The 20,727-nt window shown below is 53.2% G+C and carries 21 protein-coding genes; 11 read left to right on the top strand and 10 right to left on the bottom strand.

Annotated elements, in window-relative coordinates:
• Positions 1 to 32: 32 nt before the first annotated feature.
• The 4 genes from dauA to lolB form a co-directional block, all read right to left on the bottom strand.
• Entirely contained in the window at positions 33 to 1,715 is a 1,683-nt protein-coding gene (gene dauA / locus OOJ59_RS18270; protein ID WP_071888142.1) for a C4-dicarboxylic acid transporter DauA, read from the bottom strand.
• Positions 1,716 to 1,839: 124 nt separating this feature from the next.
• Positions 1,840 to 2,787 (bottom strand): ribose-phosphate diphosphokinase, encoded by a 948-nt coding sequence (gene prs / locus OOJ59_RS18265; protein WP_001518537.1) that lies wholly within the window; start codon positions 2,785 to 2,787, stop codon positions 1,840 to 1,842.
• Positions 2,788 to 3,052: 265 nt separating this feature from the next.
• Positions 3,053 to 3,904 (bottom strand): 4-(cytidine 5'-diphospho)-2-C-methyl-D-erythritol kinase, encoded by an 852-nt coding sequence (ispE, locus tag OOJ59_RS18260; RefSeq protein WP_038641157.1) that lies wholly within the window; start codon positions 3,902 to 3,904, stop codon positions 3,053 to 3,055.
• On the bottom strand, positions 3,901 to 4,524 hold the full coding sequence (gene lolB / locus OOJ59_RS18255; protein WP_003020792.1) for a lipoprotein insertase outer membrane protein LolB: 624 nt from the start codon (positions 4,522 to 4,524) through the stop codon (positions 3,901 to 3,903). The genes ispE and lolB overlap by 4 nt, the downstream gene beginning before the upstream one ends.
• A 211-nt stretch (positions 4,525 to 4,735) precedes the next feature.
• Here lolB and hemA point away from each other — a divergent pair, with 211 nt between their 5' ends.
• Genes hemA through kdsA form a run of 6 tightly spaced genes read left to right on the top strand, consistent with a single transcriptional unit; the run spans position 4,736 to position 10,040 of the window.
• Positions 4,736 to 5,992 carry a glutamyl-tRNA reductase gene (hemA, locus tag OOJ59_RS18250; RefSeq protein ID WP_121529130.1) on the top strand — a complete coding sequence of 419 codons (1,257 nt, stop codon included), beginning with the start codon at positions 4,736 to 4,738 and terminating at the stop codon, positions 5,990 to 5,992.
• 40 nt (positions 5,993 to 6,032) lie between these two features.
• Positions 6,033 to 7,115, top strand: a complete 1,083-nt coding sequence (gene prfA, locus OOJ59_RS18245) for a peptide chain release factor 1 (protein WP_038641152.1) — start codon at positions 6,033 to 6,035, stop codon at positions 7,113 to 7,115.
• Positions 7,115 to 7,948, top strand: coding sequence for a peptide chain release factor N(5)-glutamine methyltransferase (gene prmC / locus OOJ59_RS18240; RefSeq protein WP_160955573.1), 834 nt, complete (start codon positions 7,115 to 7,117; stop codon positions 7,946 to 7,948). The genes prfA and prmC overlap by 1 nt, the downstream gene beginning before the upstream one ends.
• Positions 7,945 to 8,337: an invasion regulator SirB2 gene (sirB2, locus tag OOJ59_RS18235; protein ID WP_121529128.1), complete on the top strand. Its 393-nt coding sequence runs from the start codon at positions 7,945 to 7,947 to the stop codon at positions 8,335 to 8,337. Before prmC ends, sirB2 begins: the two co-directional genes overlap by 4 nt.
• A gap of 3 nt (positions 8,338 to 8,340) precedes the next feature.
• Complete coding sequence (gene sirB1, locus OOJ59_RS18230; protein WP_006684256.1) at positions 8,341 to 9,150, top strand: invasion regulator SirB1; 810 nt, start codon at positions 8,341 to 8,343, stop codon at positions 9,148 to 9,150.
• A 35-nt stretch (positions 9,151 to 9,185) separates the two neighbouring features.
• Complete coding sequence (gene kdsA / locus OOJ59_RS18225; RefSeq protein WP_038641145.1) at positions 9,186 to 10,040, top strand: 3-deoxy-8-phosphooctulonate synthase; 855 nt, start codon at positions 9,186 to 9,188, stop codon at positions 10,038 to 10,040.
• Positions 10,041 to 10,086: 46 nt separating this feature from the next.
• On the opposite strand, the gene bdcA is transcribed toward kdsA, so the two are convergent.
• A complete protein-coding gene (bdcA, locus tag OOJ59_RS18220) occupies positions 10,087 to 10,800 on the bottom strand; it encodes an SDR family oxidoreductase (protein WP_069324659.1) in 714 nt (237 codons plus the stop codon).
• Between the two features lie 72 nt (positions 10,801 to 10,872).
• On the opposite strand from bdcA, the gene OOJ59_RS18215 reads away from it, so the two are divergent.
• Positions 10,873 to 11,463: a TetR/AcrR family transcriptional regulator gene (locus OOJ59_RS18215; protein WP_038641141.1), complete on the top strand. Its 591-nt coding sequence runs from the start codon at positions 10,873 to 10,875 to the stop codon at positions 11,461 to 11,463.
• Positions 11,464 to 11,491: 28 nt separating this feature from the next.
• Positions 11,492 to 13,183, top strand: coding sequence for an amidohydrolase (locus OOJ59_RS18210; RefSeq protein WP_160955574.1), 1,692 nt, complete (start codon positions 11,492 to 11,494; stop codon positions 13,181 to 13,183).
• A gap of 55 nt (positions 13,184 to 13,238) precedes the next feature.
• On the opposite strand, the gene chaA is transcribed toward OOJ59_RS18210, so the two are convergent.
• The gene (chaA, locus tag OOJ59_RS18205; RefSeq protein WP_038641137.1) at positions 13,239 to 14,339 is read right to left on the bottom strand and encodes a sodium-potassium/proton antiporter ChaA; all 1,101 of its coding nucleotides are present in this window, start codon (positions 14,337 to 14,339) and stop codon (positions 13,239 to 13,241) included.
• Between the two features lie 274 nt (positions 14,340 to 14,613).
• Between chaA and chaB the strand changes: the two genes are divergently transcribed.
• Together chaB and OOJ59_RS18195 are read left to right on the top strand one after the other, a co-directional pair.
• Positions 14,614 to 14,844, top strand: a complete 231-nt coding sequence (gene chaB, locus OOJ59_RS18200; protein ID WP_038641135.1) for a putative cation transport regulator ChaB — start codon at positions 14,614 to 14,616, stop codon at positions 14,842 to 14,844.
• A gap of 195 nt (positions 14,845 to 15,039) precedes the next feature.
• The gene (locus tag OOJ59_RS18195) at positions 15,040 to 15,735 is read left to right on the top strand and encodes a gamma-glutamylcyclotransferase (RefSeq protein ID WP_038641133.1); all 696 of its coding nucleotides are present in this window, start codon (positions 15,040 to 15,042) and stop codon (positions 15,733 to 15,735) included.
• Positions 15,736 to 15,789: 54 nt separating this feature from the next.
• On the opposite strand, the gene OOJ59_RS18190 is transcribed toward OOJ59_RS18195, so the two are convergent.
• Together OOJ59_RS18190 and OOJ59_RS18185 are read right to left on the bottom strand one after the other, a co-directional pair.
• The gene (locus tag OOJ59_RS18190; protein ID WP_038641131.1) at positions 15,790 to 16,035 is read right to left on the bottom strand and encodes a DUF1883 domain-containing protein; all 246 of its coding nucleotides are present in this window, start codon (positions 16,033 to 16,035) and stop codon (positions 15,790 to 15,792) included.
• Positions 16,036 to 16,296: 261 nt separating this feature from the next.
• Positions 16,297 to 16,650 carry a DsrE/DsrF/TusD sulfur relay family protein gene (locus OOJ59_RS18185; protein WP_038641128.1) on the bottom strand — a complete coding sequence of 118 codons (354 nt, stop codon included), beginning with the start codon at positions 16,648 to 16,650 and terminating at the stop codon, positions 16,297 to 16,299.
• Between the two features lie 208 nt (positions 16,651 to 16,858).
• Between OOJ59_RS18185 and OOJ59_RS18180 the strand changes: the two genes are divergently transcribed.
• Positions 16,859 to 18,244 (top strand): YchO/YchP family invasin, encoded by a 1,386-nt coding sequence (locus OOJ59_RS18180; protein ID WP_087856115.1) that lies wholly within the window; start codon positions 16,859 to 16,861, stop codon positions 18,242 to 18,244.
• Positions 18,245 to 18,265: 21 nt separating this feature from the next.
• Here the strand turns inward: OOJ59_RS18180 and narL are convergent, their stop codons facing one another.
• Positions 18,266 to 18,916 (bottom strand): two-component system response regulator NarL, encoded by a 651-nt coding sequence (narL, locus tag OOJ59_RS18175; protein WP_038641125.1) that lies wholly within the window; start codon positions 18,914 to 18,916, stop codon positions 18,266 to 18,268.
• Positions 18,909 to 20,705: a nitrate/nitrite two-component system sensor histidine kinase NarX gene (narX, locus tag OOJ59_RS18170; RefSeq protein ID WP_160955575.1), complete on the bottom strand. Its 1,797-nt coding sequence runs from the start codon at positions 20,703 to 20,705 to the stop codon at positions 18,909 to 18,911. Before narX ends, narL begins: the two co-directional genes overlap by 8 nt.
• Between the last annotated feature and the right edge of the window lie 22 nt (positions 20,706 to 20,727).

Here is a 20,727-nt window from a genome sequence, read left to right as displayed (position 1 = left end):
TTACCTGTAGTGCAGGAACAACCCGCGACGGGTTAGATGATGTCTGCGAGTGCAGCATCTTTATTTGGGAAGAAGGCCAGACGTCCTGGAATCGGCTGGATCCCGGCACGCGCCATCGTACGCAGCGGCTGGAACTCGAGGTTTGAGACGCGCAGTTCGCAGCCGTCAGGCAGTTTTTTCACAAAGCGCTGGAAGGCGTCCAGACCACCGGCATCCAGCACCGGGACTGCGTCCCACTTCAATACCACAATGCGTTTACCCGCAATACGCGACTCGAGATCGGTAAATAATCCCTCCGCTGCGGCAAAGAACAGCGGGCCGATGACGCGTAGCACCAGAACATCGCCTGGTACATCAACGTTGACCGGCGCCAGACGCGTCATACGCGCAATACGGCGCATAAACAGCAGAGAGGCGAGAACGATCCCGACGCTGATGGCGATAACCATGTCGAACAGCACCGTCAGCGACATACACATCAGCATGACGATGATGTCGTCTTTTGGCGCATGGCGCAGCAGATCCACCACTTTGTGGGCTTCACTCATGTTCCATGCCACCATCAGCAGCAGTGCGGCCATGGCGGAAAGCGGTAGCCAGGAAAGCAGCGGCGCTAAAACCAATAGCGCCAGGATCACCAGAATCGCGTGGATGACCGCAGAAATGGGTGAGGTTGCCCCGGCGCGGACGTTGGCCGCAGAACGGGCAATTGCCGCCGTGGCGGTGATACCGCCAAAGAACGGCGCGACGATGTTACCCAGCCCCTGACCAATCAGCTCGCTGTTGGCTTTATGCTTGGTGCCGGTCATCCCGTCGAGGACGACGGCGCACAGCAGAGATTCAATCGCCCCCAGCATCGCCATCGAGAAGGCTGCCGGTAACAGCGCCTGTAACGAACTCCAGCTCAGGGTAAAGTTTGACTCCGGCATATTCCACGGTAATACCAGTTGCGGCAGCAACTGCGGAATACCGTTACCCTGTGAGCCGTCAGCCAGAATGTAGTGGAACTGGGAACCGATGGTCGCAACGTGACCACCGGTCAGGTTCACAATTCCCATTACCGCACAGCCTGCCAGCAGTGCAGGAAGGTGGCCCGGTAGTCGGATCCCCAAACGAGGCCAGAAAATCAGGATCCCCAGCGTTACAACGCCAATGGCGGCATCGCCGAAGTTGATGGTCGGCAAGGCCATAAACAGCGCACCAACTTTTTGCAGGTAGTGCTCCGGTACATGGGCCATTTGCAGGCCAAGAAAATCTTTAATCTGCATGGTACCGATGGTGATACCAATACCCGACGTAAAGCCTAACGTAACCGACACGGGAATATATTCGATCAGGCGACCAAAGCGGGCGAGGCCGAAAAGGATCAGAAATATCCCGGACATGAGCGTGGCAACCAGCAGGCCTGCCAGCCCAAACTGTTGCGACACCGGATACAGGATCACCACGAAGGCGGCGGTTGGGCCAGAGACGCTAAAGCGCGACCCCCCGGTGAGGGCGATAACAATCCCAGCGACGGCGGAGGTATACAGACCGTACTGCGGCGCAACGCCACTGCCTATTGCCAGGGCCATTGCCAGCGGAATGGCAATGATCCCCACGGTTATCCCGGCGATCAGGTCACGGGTAAAGCGAGAAGCGGTATATTTTTCTTTCCAACAAGCGTCGATGAGGGCGCGGAAAGGCATCACATGTGAGGAAAATAGTCTGTTCACAATAATGTTTCATCCATGAGCGCATCATCTGTCAACTAAATGGCAGGTGAAGGAGGCAAAAGTCATACAAATAAGTATTACAGATAAAAAAACCCGCCGCAGCGGGTTTTTGAGCCGGGCTCGATTAATGCTCGAACATGGCAGAGATGGATTCTTCGTTGCTGATACGACGAATCGCTTCGGCCAGCATACCCGACAGGGTCAATGTACGCACGTTTGGCAGTGCTTTGATTTCGTCAGTCAGTGGAATAGTGTCACAGACAACGACTTCATCAATCACTGAGTTGCGCAGGTTGTTTGCCGCATTACCTGAGAAGATCGGGTGGGTTGCGTAAGCAAATACGCGTTTTGCACCACGTTCTTTCAGTGCTTCTGCTGCTTTACACAGCGTACCGCCGGTATCGATCATGTCATCAACCAGTACGCAGTCACGACCTGCAACGTCACCAATGATGTGCATCACCTGAGAAACGTTCGCACGCGGACGACGTTTGTCGATGATAGCCATATCGGTATCGTTCAGCAGTTTAGCAATAGCACGGGCACGCACGACGCCACCGATATCCGGAGAAACCACGATCGGGTTGTCCAGGTTCAGTTGCAGCATGTCTTCTAACAGGATCGGGCTACCGAATACGTTATCAACCGGTACGTCAAAGAAGCCCTGGATCTGTTCAGCATGCAGGTCAACGGTGAGGACGCGGTCAACGCCAACGCTGGACAGGAAATCAGCGACGACTTTAGCGGTAATCGGTACACGAGCGGAACGTACGCGACGATCCTGACGTGCATAGCCGAAGTAAGGAATAACGGCGGTGATACGGCCTGCGGAAGCACGGCGCAGCGCATCAACCATAACGACCAATTCCATCAGGTTGTCGTTAGTAGGGGCACAAGTGGACTGGATGATGAAAATATCACCACCGCGTACATTTTCATTAATTTGTACGCTGACTTCGCCGTCGCTAAAGCGACCTACAGCGGCGTCGCCGAGTGAAGTGTACAGGCGGTTGGCAATACGTTGTGCTAGTTCCGGGGTGGCGTTACCAGCAAAAAGCTTCATATCAGGCACGAGAAGAACCTCAGGCATGCGTCCATTGGTGGAAAGAATCTGCCGAAAACTGTGCGGGCCAGGCAGTATCCTCTCCATGCGGTGTATTAAAGAGCGCGATGCAACGTCTGGAACAGGGTGACGTTGTCACCGCAACTCAGCTTGCCCGGTTTACCCTTCATCCTTCGCGTTTCATGTGCGTTGGCGTTAATTCCTCACACCAGCACATACTGTTGTATGCGCCAGGCGCTCCGTCATCTCGCCATCTTCCTGAAACCCGAATGATTTAGAGTAACGCTCTATGCAAAGGGGAGAGGTTGACGCCTTTCGCCACAAAGCCTTTGAGCCATTCCGGGGCTTGCTCAAGCACCTGGCGAGCACGAGACTCTGTATCAAATTCAGCAAAGACACAGGCCCCTGTACCAGTCAGGCGCGACGGCGCGTATTCTAACAGCCAGGAAAGCGCCGCATCAACCTCGCGAAAACGTTTTCTTGCGATAACCTCGCAATCATTGCCGAATTCACATTTTAGTAACGTTTTTATTGACCTTTTTGGCGTGTTACGCGGGAGGTCAGGATCGTTAAAAATGAGCGGCGTTGGAATACTGACTCCCGGATGAGCGACCAGATACCATTTTTCCTGGGGATTGACCGGCGTCAGAATTTCTCCCACGCCTTCGGCAAAAGCCGCGTGGCCGCGCACGAACACGGGAACATCCGCCCCCAGCGTCAAACCGATTGCCGCCAGTTCATCAACCGAAAGCCCGCACTGCCAGAGATGATTCAGCGCCACCAGAACGGTGGCCGCATTTGACGAACCACCGCCCAGGCCGCCACCCATCGGCAGGCGTTTTTCGATACTGATGTCCGCGCCGCTTCCTGCGGGCAGGCGAGCGGTCGCAGACGCCGTCTTCATCAGCAAACGTGCCGCGCGCACGATCAGGTTATCTTCATGCGCAACGCCTTCCACCGGTGTTAAGAGATGAATTTCACCGTCGTGGCGCAGATTGATGCCAATCTCGTCGCCATAGTCGAGAAACTGGAATAACGTCTGCAGCGTGTGGTAACCGTCCGCACGCTGCCCGGTAATGTATAAAAACAGATTCAGTTTTGCCGGAGAGGGCCAATGGCTCATCATTTCACAATCCAGTTATCCATTTTCAGCTTAATACGCTGGGAGCCGTCGGACAGCTCCATGTTGGCCGGCATCGCAGGCTGCGTTTTGCTGTCGTAGGCGCTATAGACCACTTTCCAGCTTTTACCGTCTTTGCTGTAGTTCACTTCACTCAGACGATATTGGTCGTCGAGCTTGTAATCGGTAGCGTCACCCGGCAGGCCAAGGATCCACTGGCGCAGACTGTTCAACGGAATAGGCATGCCGGTCAGTTTACCAATCATCTCTTCGGCGTCGTCGGCGGTGTAGTGCTTACCTTTGTTATCGACAAGTTCAACGTTGCCCGGCTGCGCATTGAGTTCCAGTTCCGTGCTTCCCAGCGGGTTGGTCAGCAGCAGACGATAGCGATCCTGTCCGGTTTGCTGCCAGAAAAAGCGGGCATACACTTTCTGTTGATCGGAGATATAAGCGAACGCACCGCGCGTCTGATATTGGTTCAGGGCGCGTACTTCCTGCTGGTGCTGGCGCCACTGCGGGGAATCGGGGCTTTTGCCGGGACCTTTCGGCGCGTTGAGGGTACAGGCACTAAGAACCAGGGCTGCAAGGGGCAGCAGGCGAATCAGGCGAAAATCAGGCAGGGTCATAATGATGACAAATCCTTGAGATACGTTGCAGTTATAACTCTCAATGCTAGCGCCACCATCTGACATCGTCTACGTTCAAGTTATCTTAAATCGCTTAAATTTGTGCGCTAAGCTATTACTCCAAAAGGGGGCTGTCTCTTTTATTGACCGCACGCATCCTGTATGATGCACCCAGTCTAACCTTATCAACGCTGGTACTATTCCCGCTCACATGACCCTTTTAGCGCTTGGTATTAACCATAAAACGGCACCTGTATCGCTGCGAGAACGCGTAACGTTTTCGCCGGATACGCTCGATCAGGCGCTGGACAGCCTGCAAGCGCTGCCAATGGTGCAGGGCGGGGTAGTGCTGTCGACATGTAACCGCACAGAGATTTACCTCAGCGTGGAAGAGCAGGATAACCTGCAAGAAGCGCTGATTCGCTGGTTGTGCGAATACCATAACCTTAATGAAGAAGATCTGCGTAATAGCCTCTACTGGCACCAGGACAATGACGCCGTCAGCCATCTGATGCGCGTTGCCAGTGGTCTGGATTCGCTGGTGCTCGGCGAGCCGCAGATTTTGGGACAGGTGAAAAAAGCCTTTGCGGATTCGCAGAAAGGCCACCAGAACGCCAGTGCGCTGGAGCGCATGTTCCAGAAATCGTTCTCTGTCGCTAAACGTGTCCGTACCGAAACCGATATCGGCGCCAGCGCTGTTTCCGTGGCTTTTGCCGCCTGTACGCTGGCGCGGCAGATCTTTGAATCGCTCTCCACGGTAACCGTGCTGTTAGTCGGCGCAGGCGAGACCATCGAGCTGGTCGCGCGTCATTTGCGCGAACACAAAGTGAAGAATATGATCATCGCCAACCGTACGCGTGAACGCGCACAGGTGCTGGCGAATGAAGTCGGCGCCGAAGTGATTTCATTGAGCGATATCGACGCCCGCTTGCAGGATGCCGATATTATTATCAGTTCAACCGCCAGTCCGCTGCCGATTATCGGTAAAGGAATGGTAGAGCGTGCGCTTAAAAACCGTCGCAACCAGCCTATGTTGCTGGTGGATATCGCCGTACCGCGCGATGTCGAGCCGGAAGTGGGCAAATTGTCCAACGCCTACTTGTACAGCGTTGACGATCTGCAAAGCATCATTTCGCATAACCTGGCGCAGCGCAAAGCGGCTGCTGTGGAAGCCGAAACGATTGTAGCGCAGGAAACCAGTGAGTTTATGGCCTGGCTGCGTGCCCAGGGCGCAAGCGACACTATCCGCGAGTATCGCAGTCAGTCAGAACAGATCCGTGATGAACTGACCGCCAAAGCGTTGGCCGCTCTTCAACAGGGCGGTGATGCGCAAGCCATTATGCAGGATCTTGCCTGGAAACTGACTAACCGCCTGATCCATGCACCAACCAAATCACTTCAACAGGCCGCCCGTGACGGGGATAGTGAACGCCTGAATATTCTGCGCGACAGCCTCGGGCTGGAGTAGCAGCACACCAATCTTATTTTTACAGGGTGCATTTACGCCTATGAAGCCTTCTATCGTTGCCAAACTGGAAGCCCTGCATGAACGCCATGAAGAAGTTCAGGCGCTGCTCGGCGATGCGGGTACTATCGCAGACCAGGAACGTTTTCGTGCACTGTCGCGCGAATATGCCCAATTAAGCGATGTATCGCGCTGTTTTACGGACTGGCAACAGGTTCAGGAAGATATCGAGACGGCTCAGATGATGCTCGACGATCCTGAAATGCGTGAAATGGCGCAGGATGAACTGCGCGAAGCAAAAGAGAAATGTGAACAGCTGGAACAACACCTGCAGGTTCTGCTGTTACCGAAAGATCCTGATGATGAACGTAACGCCTTCCTTGAAGTGCGCGCGGGAACCGGTGGTGATGAAGCGGCGCTGTTTGCCGGCGATCTGTTCCGTATGTACAGCCGTTACGCTGAAGCGCGTCGCTGGCGGGTTGAGATCATGAGCGCCAGCGAAGGCGAGCATGGCGGATTTAAAGAAGTCATTGCCAAGATTAGCGGCGAAGGCGTTTATGGCCGACTGAAATTTGAGTCCGGCGGTCATCGCGTGCAGCGCGTACCGGCGACGGAATCACAGGGACGAATTCACACCTCTGCCTGTACGGTCGCGGTCATGCCGGAACTGCCGGATGCTGAACTGCCGGACATCAACCCGGCCGATCTGCGTATTGATACCTTCCGCTCATCAGGCGCAGGGGGCCAGCACGTTAACACCACCGACTCCGCAATCCGTATTACCCACTTGCCAACCGGCATCGTGGTGGAATGTCAGGACGAACGTTCACAGCATAAAAACAAAGCGAAAGCGATGTCGGTGCTGGGGGCGCGCATTCGTGCGGCCGAAGTGGCAAGGCGTCAACAGGCGGAAGCCTCTGAACGTCGCAACCTGCTGGGCAGCGGCGATCGCAGCGATCGCAACCGCACCTATAACTTCCCGCAGGGGCGCGTGACCGATCACCGCATTAACCTGACGCTCTACCGTCTGGATGAAGCGATGGAAGGCAAACTGGATATGCTCATTGAGCCAATTGTCCAGGAATACCAGGCCGACCAACTGGCGGCATTGTCCGAGCAGGATTAATGGACTATCAGCACTGGCTGCGTGAAGCGATAAGCCAATTACCGGCAAGCGAAAGCCCGCGCCGTGACGCCGAGATTTTACTCGAGTTCGTTACCGGTAAGGGGCGCACCTTTATTCTGGCTTTTGGCGAAACGCTGTTAACCGAGGCGCAGCGTCAGCAGCTCGACACATTACTGGAGCGGCGTCAGCGGGGCGAACCCGTGGCGCACTTAACCGGCGTTCGCGAGTTTTGGTCGCTGCCGCTGTTTGTATCGCCAGCCACGCTGATTCCGCGTCCGGATACCGAGTGTCTGGTGGAGCAGGCGCTGGCTCGCTTGCCAGCCTGTGCATGTCGCATTCTCGATCTGGGGACCGGTACGGGCGCGATTGCCCTGGCGCTGGCAACCGAGCGTCCGGATTGCGCGGTGACGGCGGTTGATCGGATGCCGGATGCCGTGGCGCTGGCTATGCGTAATACGCAGCACCTGGCTATCGACAATGTTCGCGTGCTGCAAAGCGACTGGTTTAGCGCTTTGCAGGGGCAGCAGTTTGACATGATTGTCAGCAATCCGCCGTACATCGACGAACAGGATCCGCATCTGGCGCAGGGCGATGTGCGCTTTGAGCCGCTGTCGGCGCTGGTGGCGGGCGATCAGGGGCTGGCGGATATCGTACATATTATCGATCGGTCTCAGCACGTGTTAACGCCAGGCGGCTATCTGTTGCTGGAACATGGCTGGCAGCAGGGTGAGGCCGTGCGCGATGCCTTTACGCGCGCGGGTTATCTGGCGGTTGAAACCTGCAGTGATTATGGCGGCAACGAGCGAATTACGCTTGGACGCATCCCATCATGAGTACCATCAGTGTGTTACTCAACGTTCATCTCATCAGCATTGCGCTTTCCGTTAGTCTGCTGACGCTGCGTTTTTGGTGGCGTTACACCGACGCGCGTCTAGCCCGTGCCCGCTGGACGCGCATTGTGCCGCCGGTGGTGGATACCGTTTTATTAGTCAGCGGCGTGGCGTTAATGGTTAAAACGCACATCCTGCCATTCACCGAACAAGGGACATGGCTGACTGAAAAGCTGTTTGGGGTTATCATTTACATCGTTTTGGGTTTTATTGCACTCGATTACCGTCGGGCGCGCAGCCAGCAGGCGCGATTAGTCGCATTTCCGCTGGCGTTGGTGGTGCTGTACATCATCATTAAACTCGCCACCACAAAAATACCGTTACTGGGGTAAGTCATGAGGTCGTTAGCTGATTTCGAATTTAATAAAGCGCCATTGTGTGATGGGATGATCCTGGCGTCGGAGTCTATCCGTCTGGATTTTCCAACACAAACTGTCTATGACGAACTGGAACGTCTGGTCAGTCTGGCGCAAGAAGAAATTAGCCAGCTCCTGTCTCAGGATGAGCAACTGGAAAAACTGCTGGCACTTTTTTACGGCGAATGGGGGTTTACGGATACCCACGGCGTCTATCGTCTTTCTGATGCACTATGGCTCGACCAGGTTCTGAAAAATCGTCAGGGCAGTGCGGTGTCGTTGGGCGCGATCTTATTATGGATTGCCAACCGACTGGATCTGCCGCTGGTACCGGTGATTTTCCCGACACAACTCATCCTGCGCATTGAATCGCTTGATGGCGAAATGTGGCTAATCAATCCGTTCAATGGCGAAACGTTAAATGAACACACGCTGGAAGTGTGGCTGAAGGGGAACATCAGCCCGGTCGCGGAACTGTTTAATGAAGATCTGGATGAAGCGGATAACGCAGAAGTGATCCGCAAACTGCTCGACACGTTGAAATCATCGCTGATGGAAGAGCGGCAAATGGAACTGGCGCTGCGAGCCAGTGAAGCATTATTACAGTTTAATCCTGAAGACCCGTATGAAATACGCGATCGGGGATTAATATATGCGCAACTGGAGTGTGAACATGTTGCGCTGACAGATTTAAGTTATTTCGTTGAGCAGTGTCCGGAAGACCCGATCAGCGAAATGATTCGTGCGCAGATTAATACCATTTCGCACAAACAAATTGTATTGCATTGATTAATGACACTTTACCTACCATTTAAGGCGATCCTATGAAACAAAAAGTGGTTAGCATTGGCGACATCAACGTGGCAAATGACCTGCCGTTCGTGCTGTTTGGCGGAATGAACGTGCTGGAATCCCGCGATCTGGCGATGCGCATTTGTGAGCACTACGTAACCGTTACTCAAAAACTGGGTATCCCTTACGTGTTCAAAGCCTCCTTTGATAAAGCCAACCGTTCTTCCATCCACTCTTACCGTGGACCGGGCCTTGAAGAAGGGATGAAAATCTTCCAGGAGCTGAAGCAAACTTTTGGCGTAAAAGTGATCACCGACGTTCACGAAGCCAGCCAGGCACAGCCTGTTGCTGACGTGGTGGATGTGATTCAGCTGCCGGCATTCCTCGCTCGCCAGACCGATCTGGTGGAAGCGATGGCGAAAACCGGTGCCGTTATCAACGTGAAAAAACCGCAGTTCGTTAGTCCGGGTCAGATGGGTAATATCGTGGATAAATTCCATGAAGGCGGTAACGATAAGGTTATCCTGTGTGACCGTGGCGCGAACTTCGGTTATGACAACCTGGTTGTGGATATGCTGGGCTTTAGCGTGATGAAAAAGGTCTCTGGCAATTCGCCGGTGATTTTCGACGTCACCCATGCGCTGCAGTGCCGCGACCCGTTTGGCGCCGCAAGCGGCGGCCGTCGTGGTCAGGTGACTGAACTGGCGCGCGCGGGCATGGCGGTAGGTCTGGCAGGCCTGTTTATTGAAGCGCATCCGGATCCAGCCAATGCGAAATGCGATGGTCCATCCGCACTGCCGCTGGCGAAACTGGAACAGTTCCTCACGCAGATCAAAGCGATTGATGACCTGGTGAAAAGCTTCGACGAGCTCGATACTGAGAACTAAGACAGCTGAACAGGCCGGGGCACTTGTCTCCGGCCTGTTATTACTGTCAGGCGCCAAACGCCCCATCAATTGTATGCATAGCTCCCGTCACAAACCCGGCCTCCGGACCAGCCAGCCAGGCAACCATTCCGGCCACTTCTTCTGGTCGACCGTGGCGTTTTAGCGCCATAAAGCTGTGCATCAGCTCTTTCAATGGACCTTCTGCTGGATTAGCGTCAGTATCAATGGGCCCCGGTTGCACTACGTTGACCGTAATGCCACGCGCGCCGAAATCACGGGCCAGCCCTCTTGCCAGGCCTTGCAGAGCAGATTTGCTTAACGCGTAGGAAGCCATACCGGCAATTGGCATACGATCGCCGTTCACTGAACCAATAATGATAATCCGCCCGCCGTCAGGCATTTGTCGTGCCGCTTCTACTGCCGCGTACCAGGGCGCGTGGATATTAATGCGGAACAGGCGCTCAACGTCATCGGGATCCTGCTCCAGCGGGTCGCCGAACAGCACAATTCCTGCATTCACCACTAACACATCCAGCGGGCCGCTTTCCCGTACCCGGTTAATGACGGCATCGCGATCGGCGCTATCGGTTTGCGTCGTGTGGGAACCTGTTTCATCCGCAAGCGCTTTTGCAGCGTCTGCGGAGCCTGAATAGGTAAAGGTAACCGCTGCGCCATCTGCGGCGAAACGGCGCACAATAGCCGCGCCAATCCCCCGACTGCCGCCAAGAACCAGAACTGATTTGCCGTTAAATGGGGACATGAGATACTCCTTGAACAATTATGTAGTGATCGATATATAATGGGTGCATGGTTTTCTGTCAATGGATTTGTAATGAGCACTACAAAATGTTCGCGCGCCCCAGGCCGACCACGTAATTTTGATCCGGAACTGGCTGTTGCCAAAGTACAGCCCTTATTTCACGCGCATGGATACGACGCTGTGAGCGTAGCGGATGTTACGCAGGCCCTGAACATCAAACCCCCCAGTTTTTATGCCGCTTTTGGGAACAAAATCGGTCTTTATGAACGCGTGCTTGGTCGCTATGTACAAACCGATGCGATCCCGTTTGATGACATTTTGCGTTCTGACAGACCGGTTGCCGAAAGCCTTGCTGCGTTGCTTGAAGAGGCGGCGCGACGCTACGCCGCGGATCCGCATGCGCCTGGTTGTTTGGTTCTGGAGGGCACGCATAGCAACGATCCGCAGGCGCGGCAGGTGGCCCGGGCTTTCTACTCGGTTGCAGAACATAAAATTCATGACTTTATTGCACAGCGCCATCCCGAAGTGGCTGATAGCCTGACCGATTACATCAGTACCACGATGCTTGGTCTGTCGGGAAAAGCCCGTTGTGGGCATACGCTCGAACGTTTGCTATCCAGCGCACACATCGCCAGCCAGGCGGTGCTGCATCAGCTTTCCTGATTTTCATCACATGAAAAGGTAGATAAATATGATGGGTAAACTGGGACTTTGCTTTAATACTCCCCCTCCGGCTATGCGCAACGTAGCGTTGGCCGCAATTCTGATAGGAATTTCATTTCTGGCGCATTCTCAGGACAAGGCCGACGTTATTTTGTATAACGGCAAGTTGATTACCATGGATGAACAACAACCCAATGCGCAGGCGCTGGCGGTAAAAGGGCGGCATATTATTGCGGTGGGTAATAATGAAACGGTGAAAAAATGGTCCGGACCGAACACGAAGGAAATTAATCTTACGGGGCAAACCGTTATTCCGGGGTTAATTGATGCGCATCTGCATGGCATTCGGGGGGGAAGGACATTTTTATTTGAAACCTACTGGTTTGATACTAAAAACTTACCCGATGCGTTAAATAAACTGTCGCAATCTGCGGCAGAGAAAGACGCTGAGCAATGGGTGGCGGTGGCGGGTTCATGGATACCTGAACAATTTGCTGAAAAGCGGGATCCGACGGTTCAGGAACTGAATCAGGCGCTGCCTCATCATCCTGCGTATATACAAAGTCTTTATGACTATGCTTTGTTAAATCAAAAGGCTATCGATACCCTAAAACTTAATAGTCCACAGCCGGATGTTCCGGCAGGGATCGTGATAGAACGCGATGATAAAGGGCTGGCAACGGGGAAATTGCGCGGGACCATTGGCAGTTTTAACCAGCTTTTCGCCCAGATTAGCCAGACTGGCGATGTGGAAAAGAACCTTAACGCCTTTGTACGTTATTTAAATAAACGCGGCGTGGTCGGGTTTATCGATCCTTCTGCCGGGCATGAGCAAGCTTATCGTGATTTCTTTAAACTTCAGCAGCAGCAACCCCTCAGGATACGCGTTGGATATCGTTTATCCGCACCGCCTGGTAATGAAACGGAATGGTTTAAACAACGCCTGGCGTTTCGCCCGGCAATGCATGATGACGGCAGAATAGCCTTTCTGGGCTTCGGTGAAAGCCTGGTGATGGCAATGAATGATGGCGTGCGGATGTCATCTGGGTTCACATCCCCAGCAGAGTCCCAACAAGAACAATTAAAGGTGCTTCAGCTTGCCGCCAAAGAAGGTGTTGCCGTTGAAATACATGCTTATACCGATGACAGTGCGGATGCGATTTTAGATGTCATTAGCGAGGTGGCTAAATCGCATGATATTGCGCCGTTGCGCTGGTCTATTGCGCATCTTAATACCGGTACGCCCGAAACGATTGCCCGCATGAAGAAACTCGGTTTAGCCTACTCTGTCCAGATGGGGCCATATTTTGAATCTCCCGCCATTGAACGCGCAAATGGTAAAACGGTGGCGGCGCTATCATCGCCAGTGCAACCCGCGTTAGAGCAGGGGGTAATCGTTGCCGGCGGTACAGATGCGACGCGGATTGGCGTTGCGGGAGTGTGGCATGCCATTGAATATCATGTCACAGGTAAAGCGCTCGACGGCTCAGTACGCCATGACACCCGCCAGTTAAGTCGGGAAGAGGCGTTAAAAATGTATACCCGAAATGCCGCCTGGCTGGCTTTTGCTGAACAGCAAAGAGGAAGTTTGCAAGCAGGTAAGCTCGCCGATTTTGCGGTGCTGAATCAAGATATTATGGTTATTGCGCCAGACAAGCTGCATCAAACGGAATCGTTATTAACGTTTGTCGATGGCCAACAGGTTTATCCGGAGCAATAAACGCGCTAAAAGAAAACGGCCCTGCAAAGGGCCGTGGATCCCGCCAAACTAGTTATCAGGCAAATATCGTCATCAGATAGGCGACAAATAGCGCCAGATGCGCGGCGCCGTTAAGCACATTGGTTCGTCCGGTGGAGAAAGAGATGTGGCACAGTACCAGCGACGAGACCATGACAATCATCTCTGGCGCGCCCAAAGCAAACACCAAATCATTTCCTGTTGCCCACGCTATCAGCGTCACTACCGGTACGGTGAGTGAAATAGTGGCTAATACTGAACCGAAGAACAAATTCATCGCCCGCTGTACCTGATTGTTCAGCACCGCTTTCAGCGCCCCCAGCCCTTCAGGCGAGAGGATCAACAGCGCCACCAGGAAACCGGTAAATGCCACGGGCGCATTGAGTTCAGTCAGCAAGGTTTCCAGTGGACTGGCGTTCATCTTGGTGACGGCGATAACAGCGATCAGGTGAATGATGAGCCAGGCGGCGTGCCATATATTGCTGTGCGCTGACGGCTTACCGTGATGCGGATCGTCGTCGTCACCCTCATCTTCATGCTCGTAAATGAACAGGCTCTGGTGCGTTTTTGTTTGAATCAACAAGAAGACGCCGTACATTGCCGCAGAAATGAGCGCCACCAGTAGCGCCTGCGCAGTAGTAAAATTGGCTCCCGGTAACGCCATTGGAAACACCAGCACAATAATGGCCAGTGGAAACAGGGCGATTAAATACTGCTTAATACCAAACAGGTTCATATACTGAGTGGCAAATTTGCGGCCGCCCAGCAGTAATGAAAAACCGACTAAACCGCCGGTGACGATCATAATGATCGAATACAGCGTGTCGCGCATTAGCGTAGGCGCGGCATCGCCGGTCGCCATTAACGCGGAAATTAAACTGACTTCAAGAATAACAACTGACAGACTGAGAATCAGCGAGCCGTAGGGTTCGCCAAGTCGATGTGCTAATACGTCCGCATGACGGACAACGCTGAATGCGCTGCTTAATATACCAACAAGGGCCAGCGCATTAATACCGATGACCACTGGTAGTGACTGACTGCTCCCCCATAAGAACAGTACTACCAGTGCCAAAATCGGGAAGACGAGAGAGGTCTCCTTGTGGCGGGTTTTTACCGCCTCATGTAGTTGTGTCATTAAGTTAATTCTCCATCTCTGCAGGTATTTATAATTATAAAAGTATTAAAGAATGTAAAAAATAACAGAAAAAGCGGTTTTGTAGGTGACATTTTACGAAATTTTACCGCATCGCTTATTTTCCATCTCTAAGTGGCCAAAAACAAACGTCTTGTTTATAGAGTATTTAATTAACAGAAAGTTAGATGAAGAAGTAATTTAAAAATGTTCATTATTGGCGCATCGCAGCATTGTTAACCACACTTAAGGTTTAGCCCAAAAAGAGGAGTTCACAATGCCCTATAAATCTAAAAGCGATCTGCCTGACAGCGTACAGCATGTTCTGCCATCCCATGCTCAGGACATCTATAAAGAAGCCTTTAACAGCGCCTGGGAACAGTATAAAGATAAATCTGACCGTCGCGATGATGCCACTCGCGAAGAGACAGCGCACAAAGTGGCGTGGGCGGCGGTGAAAAATGATTATCAAAAAGGTGATGATGATAAATGGCATAAAAAGACGTAACGGTATCAATTATAATGCCTTTATAAACTAGCCTGAGTCATCCGTTAGCGAATCGTGCTACGCCGCGCCGTTACTGGCTTGCAAGCGAGCGGTGAATTGCCTATTGTCCAGCTATTGGTTTCAAAATGAGCAGTAAAAATGCCCGGAAGGCGTCAAAAAGTTGTCGCAGGGAAGCTGCAGTGGCGGAGGTGTAAGGTGTTAACGCGTGATTTTTTATTGAATGCCGACTGTAAGACGGCGTTTGGCGCTATTGAAGAATCACTACTCTGGTCAGCGGAACAACGGGCAGCCTCACTGGCCGCCACGCTTGCTTGCCGACCAGATGATGGACCGGTGTGGATCTTCGGTTATGGATCGTTGATGTGGAACCCGGCCTTAGAATTTGAAGAGTCCTGTACCGGAACATTGGTCGGTTGGCACCGTGCATTTTGCCTGCGTCTGACGGCGGGGCGAGGAACGGCCTGTCAGCCGGGACGGATGCTGGCCCTGAAAGAGGGTGGACGCACTACCGGTGTGGCTTATCGCTTACCAGACGCATCGCTGGAGCAAGAGCTTTCTCTGCTGTGGAAGCGTGAAATGATCACCGGTTGCTACCTGCCGACCTGGTGTCAGTTGGCGCTGGATGACGGACGGACGGTAAACGCGCTGGTCTTTATTATGGATCCGCGCCATCCGCTGTTTGAGTCGGATACACGCGCGCAGGTGATCGCGCCGCTTATCGCTGCGGCCAGCGGACCTTTAGGCACTAATGCCCAGTATCTGTTCTCGCTGGAACAAGAACTGGTGAAGCTGGGAATGCAGGATGATTGTCTTAACGATCTGGTGATTACGGTCAAACGATTGTTGGGAGAGAACCTGCCGGAAGGGATTATACGACCAGGTTTTGCATAGCGTCGGCGGAGTGTTGTGTGCCCGACAGCCAGGTGCTTATCGGGCATTTCACGATTACGCTGCAATAAAACTTATCGAATGCTCAAGCGACTGACTGTGGCTGTCGATCAGCACGTTCCAGACGCCGGTATAAGGTACGGTCAACCATGCGTTATCACGGTCCTGCACGCTTAAGATGTCGGACTGCGTGTCTTTGACGTGATTTTTCTCGCTCATCAGATGGATGTGACAGCGCTCGGAACAGCGCACAACCACCGTATCGCCACCAAATAACTTTAAACTCGCCTTCACTAATGCCATTTTTCACCCCGTTCTTGAAAACAACGTACTTTCTGTCGAAAGTGCTGCGTGATGTTGTTCACATTTCACTCATTGCATAACACCAAAGGGGGAGCAACAGGATGCTGATTTTGATCAAAAAATGGCATAACGATTAAACAAAAGTGACAAAATTCCTCAAGACGGTTGAAAGGGCGTGCTAACGTTCAACGAAACCGCGCCCATCTAAGATAAAATCCGGAAATTTCCGGCACTTTCAGTGCGCGTGCCTGTAAGGCGCTGTCAGAAGGTCAATACTTTATCTGCATCCAGCGTCCATTGCGCCAGTTCTGGCAGCGTGCCCACGGCGACGCCATCAATTAAAGGCAGGTCGGTGATCCCACGGCCATCAGTGCAGGTTTTGCACAGTTTTACCGGAACGTTTTGCGCTGTCAGGATCTCCAGCATTTGCTGAATGTTGTATCCTTCCGCCGGTTTCTGACCGCGTAATCCCGCCGTAACCGCATCCGACATTAAAAACAGACGCAGATCGAGACAGGCTTCTTGTTCACGCAAGGCGATGGCCAGACGCAGGCTGTTAAATAACGATTCGCTTCCATAGGCCGCACCGTTCGCGACGATCACTATCTTTTGCATTTTGACTCCTGTTGTCGGATGGGAGGGATAATTCCTGGCGTGTATGGTACTCCCTGTACCAGATATCGAAAAGAAAGCATGTGGCTACCCCTGATTATTCGGGTCAGAAAATCCCGAAAACGGGGATAAAGGCTGCAATTAATTGCTGAAGACGTTATGGTTTAGGTTAAGTGTGCCTGATTAATTGATTTAAGAAATAACTAACGATTTGAGCCGTATTATTTATTTCCCTCTCGCCGTATTTGCACTCTTGCCATTGGCAGGGGGTACTGCCAGCGCACAATCCTCTTTTATTCACCAGGCTGAAAACCCATTCGATAACAATAGCGATGGCTTGCCCGATCTCGGTATGGCGCCGGAATCGCGGGCAGGCGAAAAGCATTTTGCCGAAATGGTGAAAGCATTCGGTGAAGCCAGTATGACCGATAACGGCCTTGATACCGGCGAGCAGGCGAAGCAGTTCGCGTTTGGTCAGGTACGTGACACGGTCAGCGAACAGGTGAATCAACAACTGGAATCCTGGCTCTCTCCCTGGGGAAATGCTAGCGTCGGGTTGCAGGTTGATAAAGAGGGCAGCTTTACCGGCAGCCGGGGAAGTTGGTTTATTCCGTGGCAGGACAATCAGCGCTATCTTACCTGGAGCCAGTTAGGCTTAACGCAACAGGATGAGGGCTTAGTCAGCAATGCGGGAATTGGGCAGCGCTGGGTACATGACGGCTGGCTACTGGGTTACAACACGTTTTATGACAATCTGTTGGATGAAAATCTGCCCCGGGGCAGCTTAGGTGCAGAAGCGTGGGGCGAGTATTTACGTTTATCCGCTAACTACTACCAGCCGTTTTCCTCCTGGCAGAATCGTTCCACCACACAGGAACAACGGATGGCCCGCGGCTACGACCTGACCGCGCAAATGCGGATGCCGTTCTATCAACATCTCAATACCAGCGTCAGCGTTGAACAGTATTTTGGCGACCGGGTGGATCTGTTTCATTCAGGAACCGGGTATCACAATCCGGTGGCGGTGAACCTCGGGTTGAGCTATACGCCGGTGCCGCTGATTACGATGACTGCGCAGCATAAGCAGGGTGAAAATGGCGTCAGTCAGAATAACCTCGGATTAACGCTGAATTATCGTTTCGGCGTTCCGTTAAAAAAACAGCTGATGGTCAGCGAGGTGGCGAACAGCCGCTCGCTGCGCGGCAGTCGTTATGACGATCCGCAGCGGAATAGTTTGCCGACGCTGGAGTATCGCCAGCGTAAAACCCTGTCGGTATTTTTGGCTACGCCGCCCTGGGATCTCAAGCCGGGAGAAACGGTGGCGCTGAAGGTACAAGTTCGCAGCCTGCATGGGATTCGCCATCTTGCATGGCAGGGCGATACTCAGGCGCTGAGCTTAACCGCTGGCAGCAGTACCCGCAGCGCACAGGGCTGGACGATTATTATGCCGAAGTGGGACAGTAGAGAAGGGGCGACAAACCGCTGGCGGCTGTCGGTAGTGGTAGAAGATGAACTGGGCCAGCGTGTCTCTTCCAATGAGATCACGCTATCACTGACCGAACCGTTTATCAGCGTTTCGGCAAATGATCCTCGTTAACCATGATGCATGACTTCGTTATCAGAAAATGCGTTCCTGATGTACCCAAACCGCCGCTTCTACGCGTGATTTGAGCTTCATTTTCTTCAGCATATGCTTCACATGAACTTTAACCGTGCTTTCGGTGATGTCCAGACGGCGGGCAATCATCTTGTTGGGCAGGCCCTGGGCAATAAGTTTGAGAATATCGCGCTCGCGCGGCGTCAACTGGGTGACATCACGGTCGGACGTTGCGCGGTTGGCGCGCAGGCTGGCGGCCAGAACCGGCGTTAAGGCTTCGCTCAGTACCATTTCACCGGCGGCGGCCTGCTGTAATGCTTTCAGTAAATCTTCCGGCTCCATATCTTTCAGCAGGTAACCATCCGCGCCGCGTTTCAGTGCGGTAACGACATCTTCTTCATGATTGGATACGCTAAACACCACGATGCGGCCAGACAGGGACTTTTCACGCAGCTTGTCGAGGGTTTCCAGACCGTTCATGCCGGGCATGTTGAGATCAAGCAGGATCAGATCGGGATCAAGAGATTCAGCCAGTTCGATACCCTGTTCGCCATTGCTGGCTTCACCGACAACGGTGATATCCTGCGCCATGCTGACAAGCTGTTTTACACCGGTTCGCAGCATCGGATGATCGTCGATCAACAGGATGGTTGCCGGTTCCAGATTACTCATGGGTATCTCCTTGGACTTCTGTGAAGTTTGTTTCGGGAATAAAAGTGACAGTAACTTCAGTACCGCCTGTCTCACGACGGCGTACTCGGCAATCGCCGCGCAAGCTCTGCGCACGGTCGCGCATTATTATCATGCCGTAGTGGTTACTGCGTTCGGCGTTTTCCGGTACGCCGCAGCCGTTATCTTGTACTGTGAGTTTGATCTGTTTGCCATTTTGCACCACCGTCACGACGACTTCATCGGCATGGGAATGCTTCAGGGCGTTGCTCAGGGCTTCACGAGCAATTTGTAATAAGTGAATCGCCTGATGCGAAGGGACCAGGCGCGGCGGCAACTGATAGTCCAGCTTAACCGCAAAACCAAAGCGGGCGCTGTATTCCTGACAACTGGCTTCCAGCGCGGGTCGCAATCCGGGTTCAGTGAGCTGTAAACGGAAGGTCGTTAACAGCTCACGCAGTTGCGCCCACGAGGCGTTCAGTTCATTACGAATCTGGCTAAGCAGTTCGCGGCTATTCTCGGGCAGCGCATCGCCCTGCATCTGCAAACAGCTAACCTGCATCTTCATACATGAAAGCGATTGTGCAATAGAATCATGGAGTTCGCGCGCAATGGTGGCACGCTCTTCCATCACGATCAACTGCTGCTGGCGCTCCTGATGTCTGTCGAGCGCCAGCGTCGCGGTCAGTTGCTCAACCAGGGTATCGACCAGTTGTTGCTGATCGTGGCTGAGATGGCGTCCGTTCGGCAACGTAGCGAGCAGGATACCATACTGGGTATGTGAGTCGGTCAGCCGCCATTTCAGCGTGATACCACCGTCTATCGCAGGCAACGTACCGCGTGGGCACAGATGACATCCTTTCTCATCGCAACTGACATTGGACTGACAGGTAAATTCCTGATGATTATCTTCATCCTCCAGATCATAAACCCGCAGCTCAATATCATGCAGCAGGGTCAAATTCTGCAGGCCGTTCAGCACCGGAGAGAGGCGTTCGCACAACGGCACCTGAGAATGCAGGCGGCGGTTGGCTTGCCACAGAAAAGAGAGGATCTGATTTTTATGCTCCAGTCCGGCCGTTTTCTCCTGCACCCGCTGTTCCAGTACCGCATAACTTTCAGCCAGCTCTTCCGACATATTATTCAGCGCCGAGCCCAGAGCCGCCATCTCATTACGCCCGCTGATATGCGCACGTTGGGTAAAATCACGTTGGCTGACGGCTCGCGCCATCGCCAATAGCTGTTTCCATGGTTCCAGCAGACGTACGCGTAGCCAGATAATGGTGAAGACCAGCAGTAAGGCCATAAATGCCGCCATCAGGCGATGTAGCAGGACGACGCGTTCAATGCGTAATTCGGTGGTATGGTCGAAGGCGGTAACCAGCTTATCCAGCCCAACGACAAAGCGCGTTACATCTTGCGCTACCGCATCAGGCGTTTGCGCGTGGGCAAGCCCTGGCGCCAGCTCAGTGTGCCAGTAATCCTGTAATGCTTTTAATTGCGCCTGTTGTCCATCGCGCTGTGCGGCTCGCGTTAACTCTGGACTAAACGCCGTTTTCTCCATTTCATCCAGTAGCGGTTGATCGTCGGCTTCCAGGGGTACCGCCGCCAGCAGACGATAACTCTGCATACGCAGCGAGCCGGCTTTGTTAATTGCATGGGCGCTACCCTGAACGCCCTGAACCAGCCAACCGGAGACAGCCATACCTGCCACGCCGATGGCAGTAGACAATAAAACAATCAGCGCCACCTGGTTGACCAGCGTAAGCGGGGAGAGACAACGTTTAAACATGGTGACTTGTTCCTTCGGGTCT

The organism is Citrobacter sp. W9 (genome assembly GCF_026719375.1).
Classification (GTDB): domain Bacteria; phylum Pseudomonadota; class Gammaproteobacteria; order Enterobacterales; family Enterobacteriaceae; genus Citrobacter; species Citrobacter werkmanii.
The sequence above is the reverse complement of the archived record's forward strand: the minus strand, read 5'-3'. Positions and strand labels throughout refer to the sequence as shown.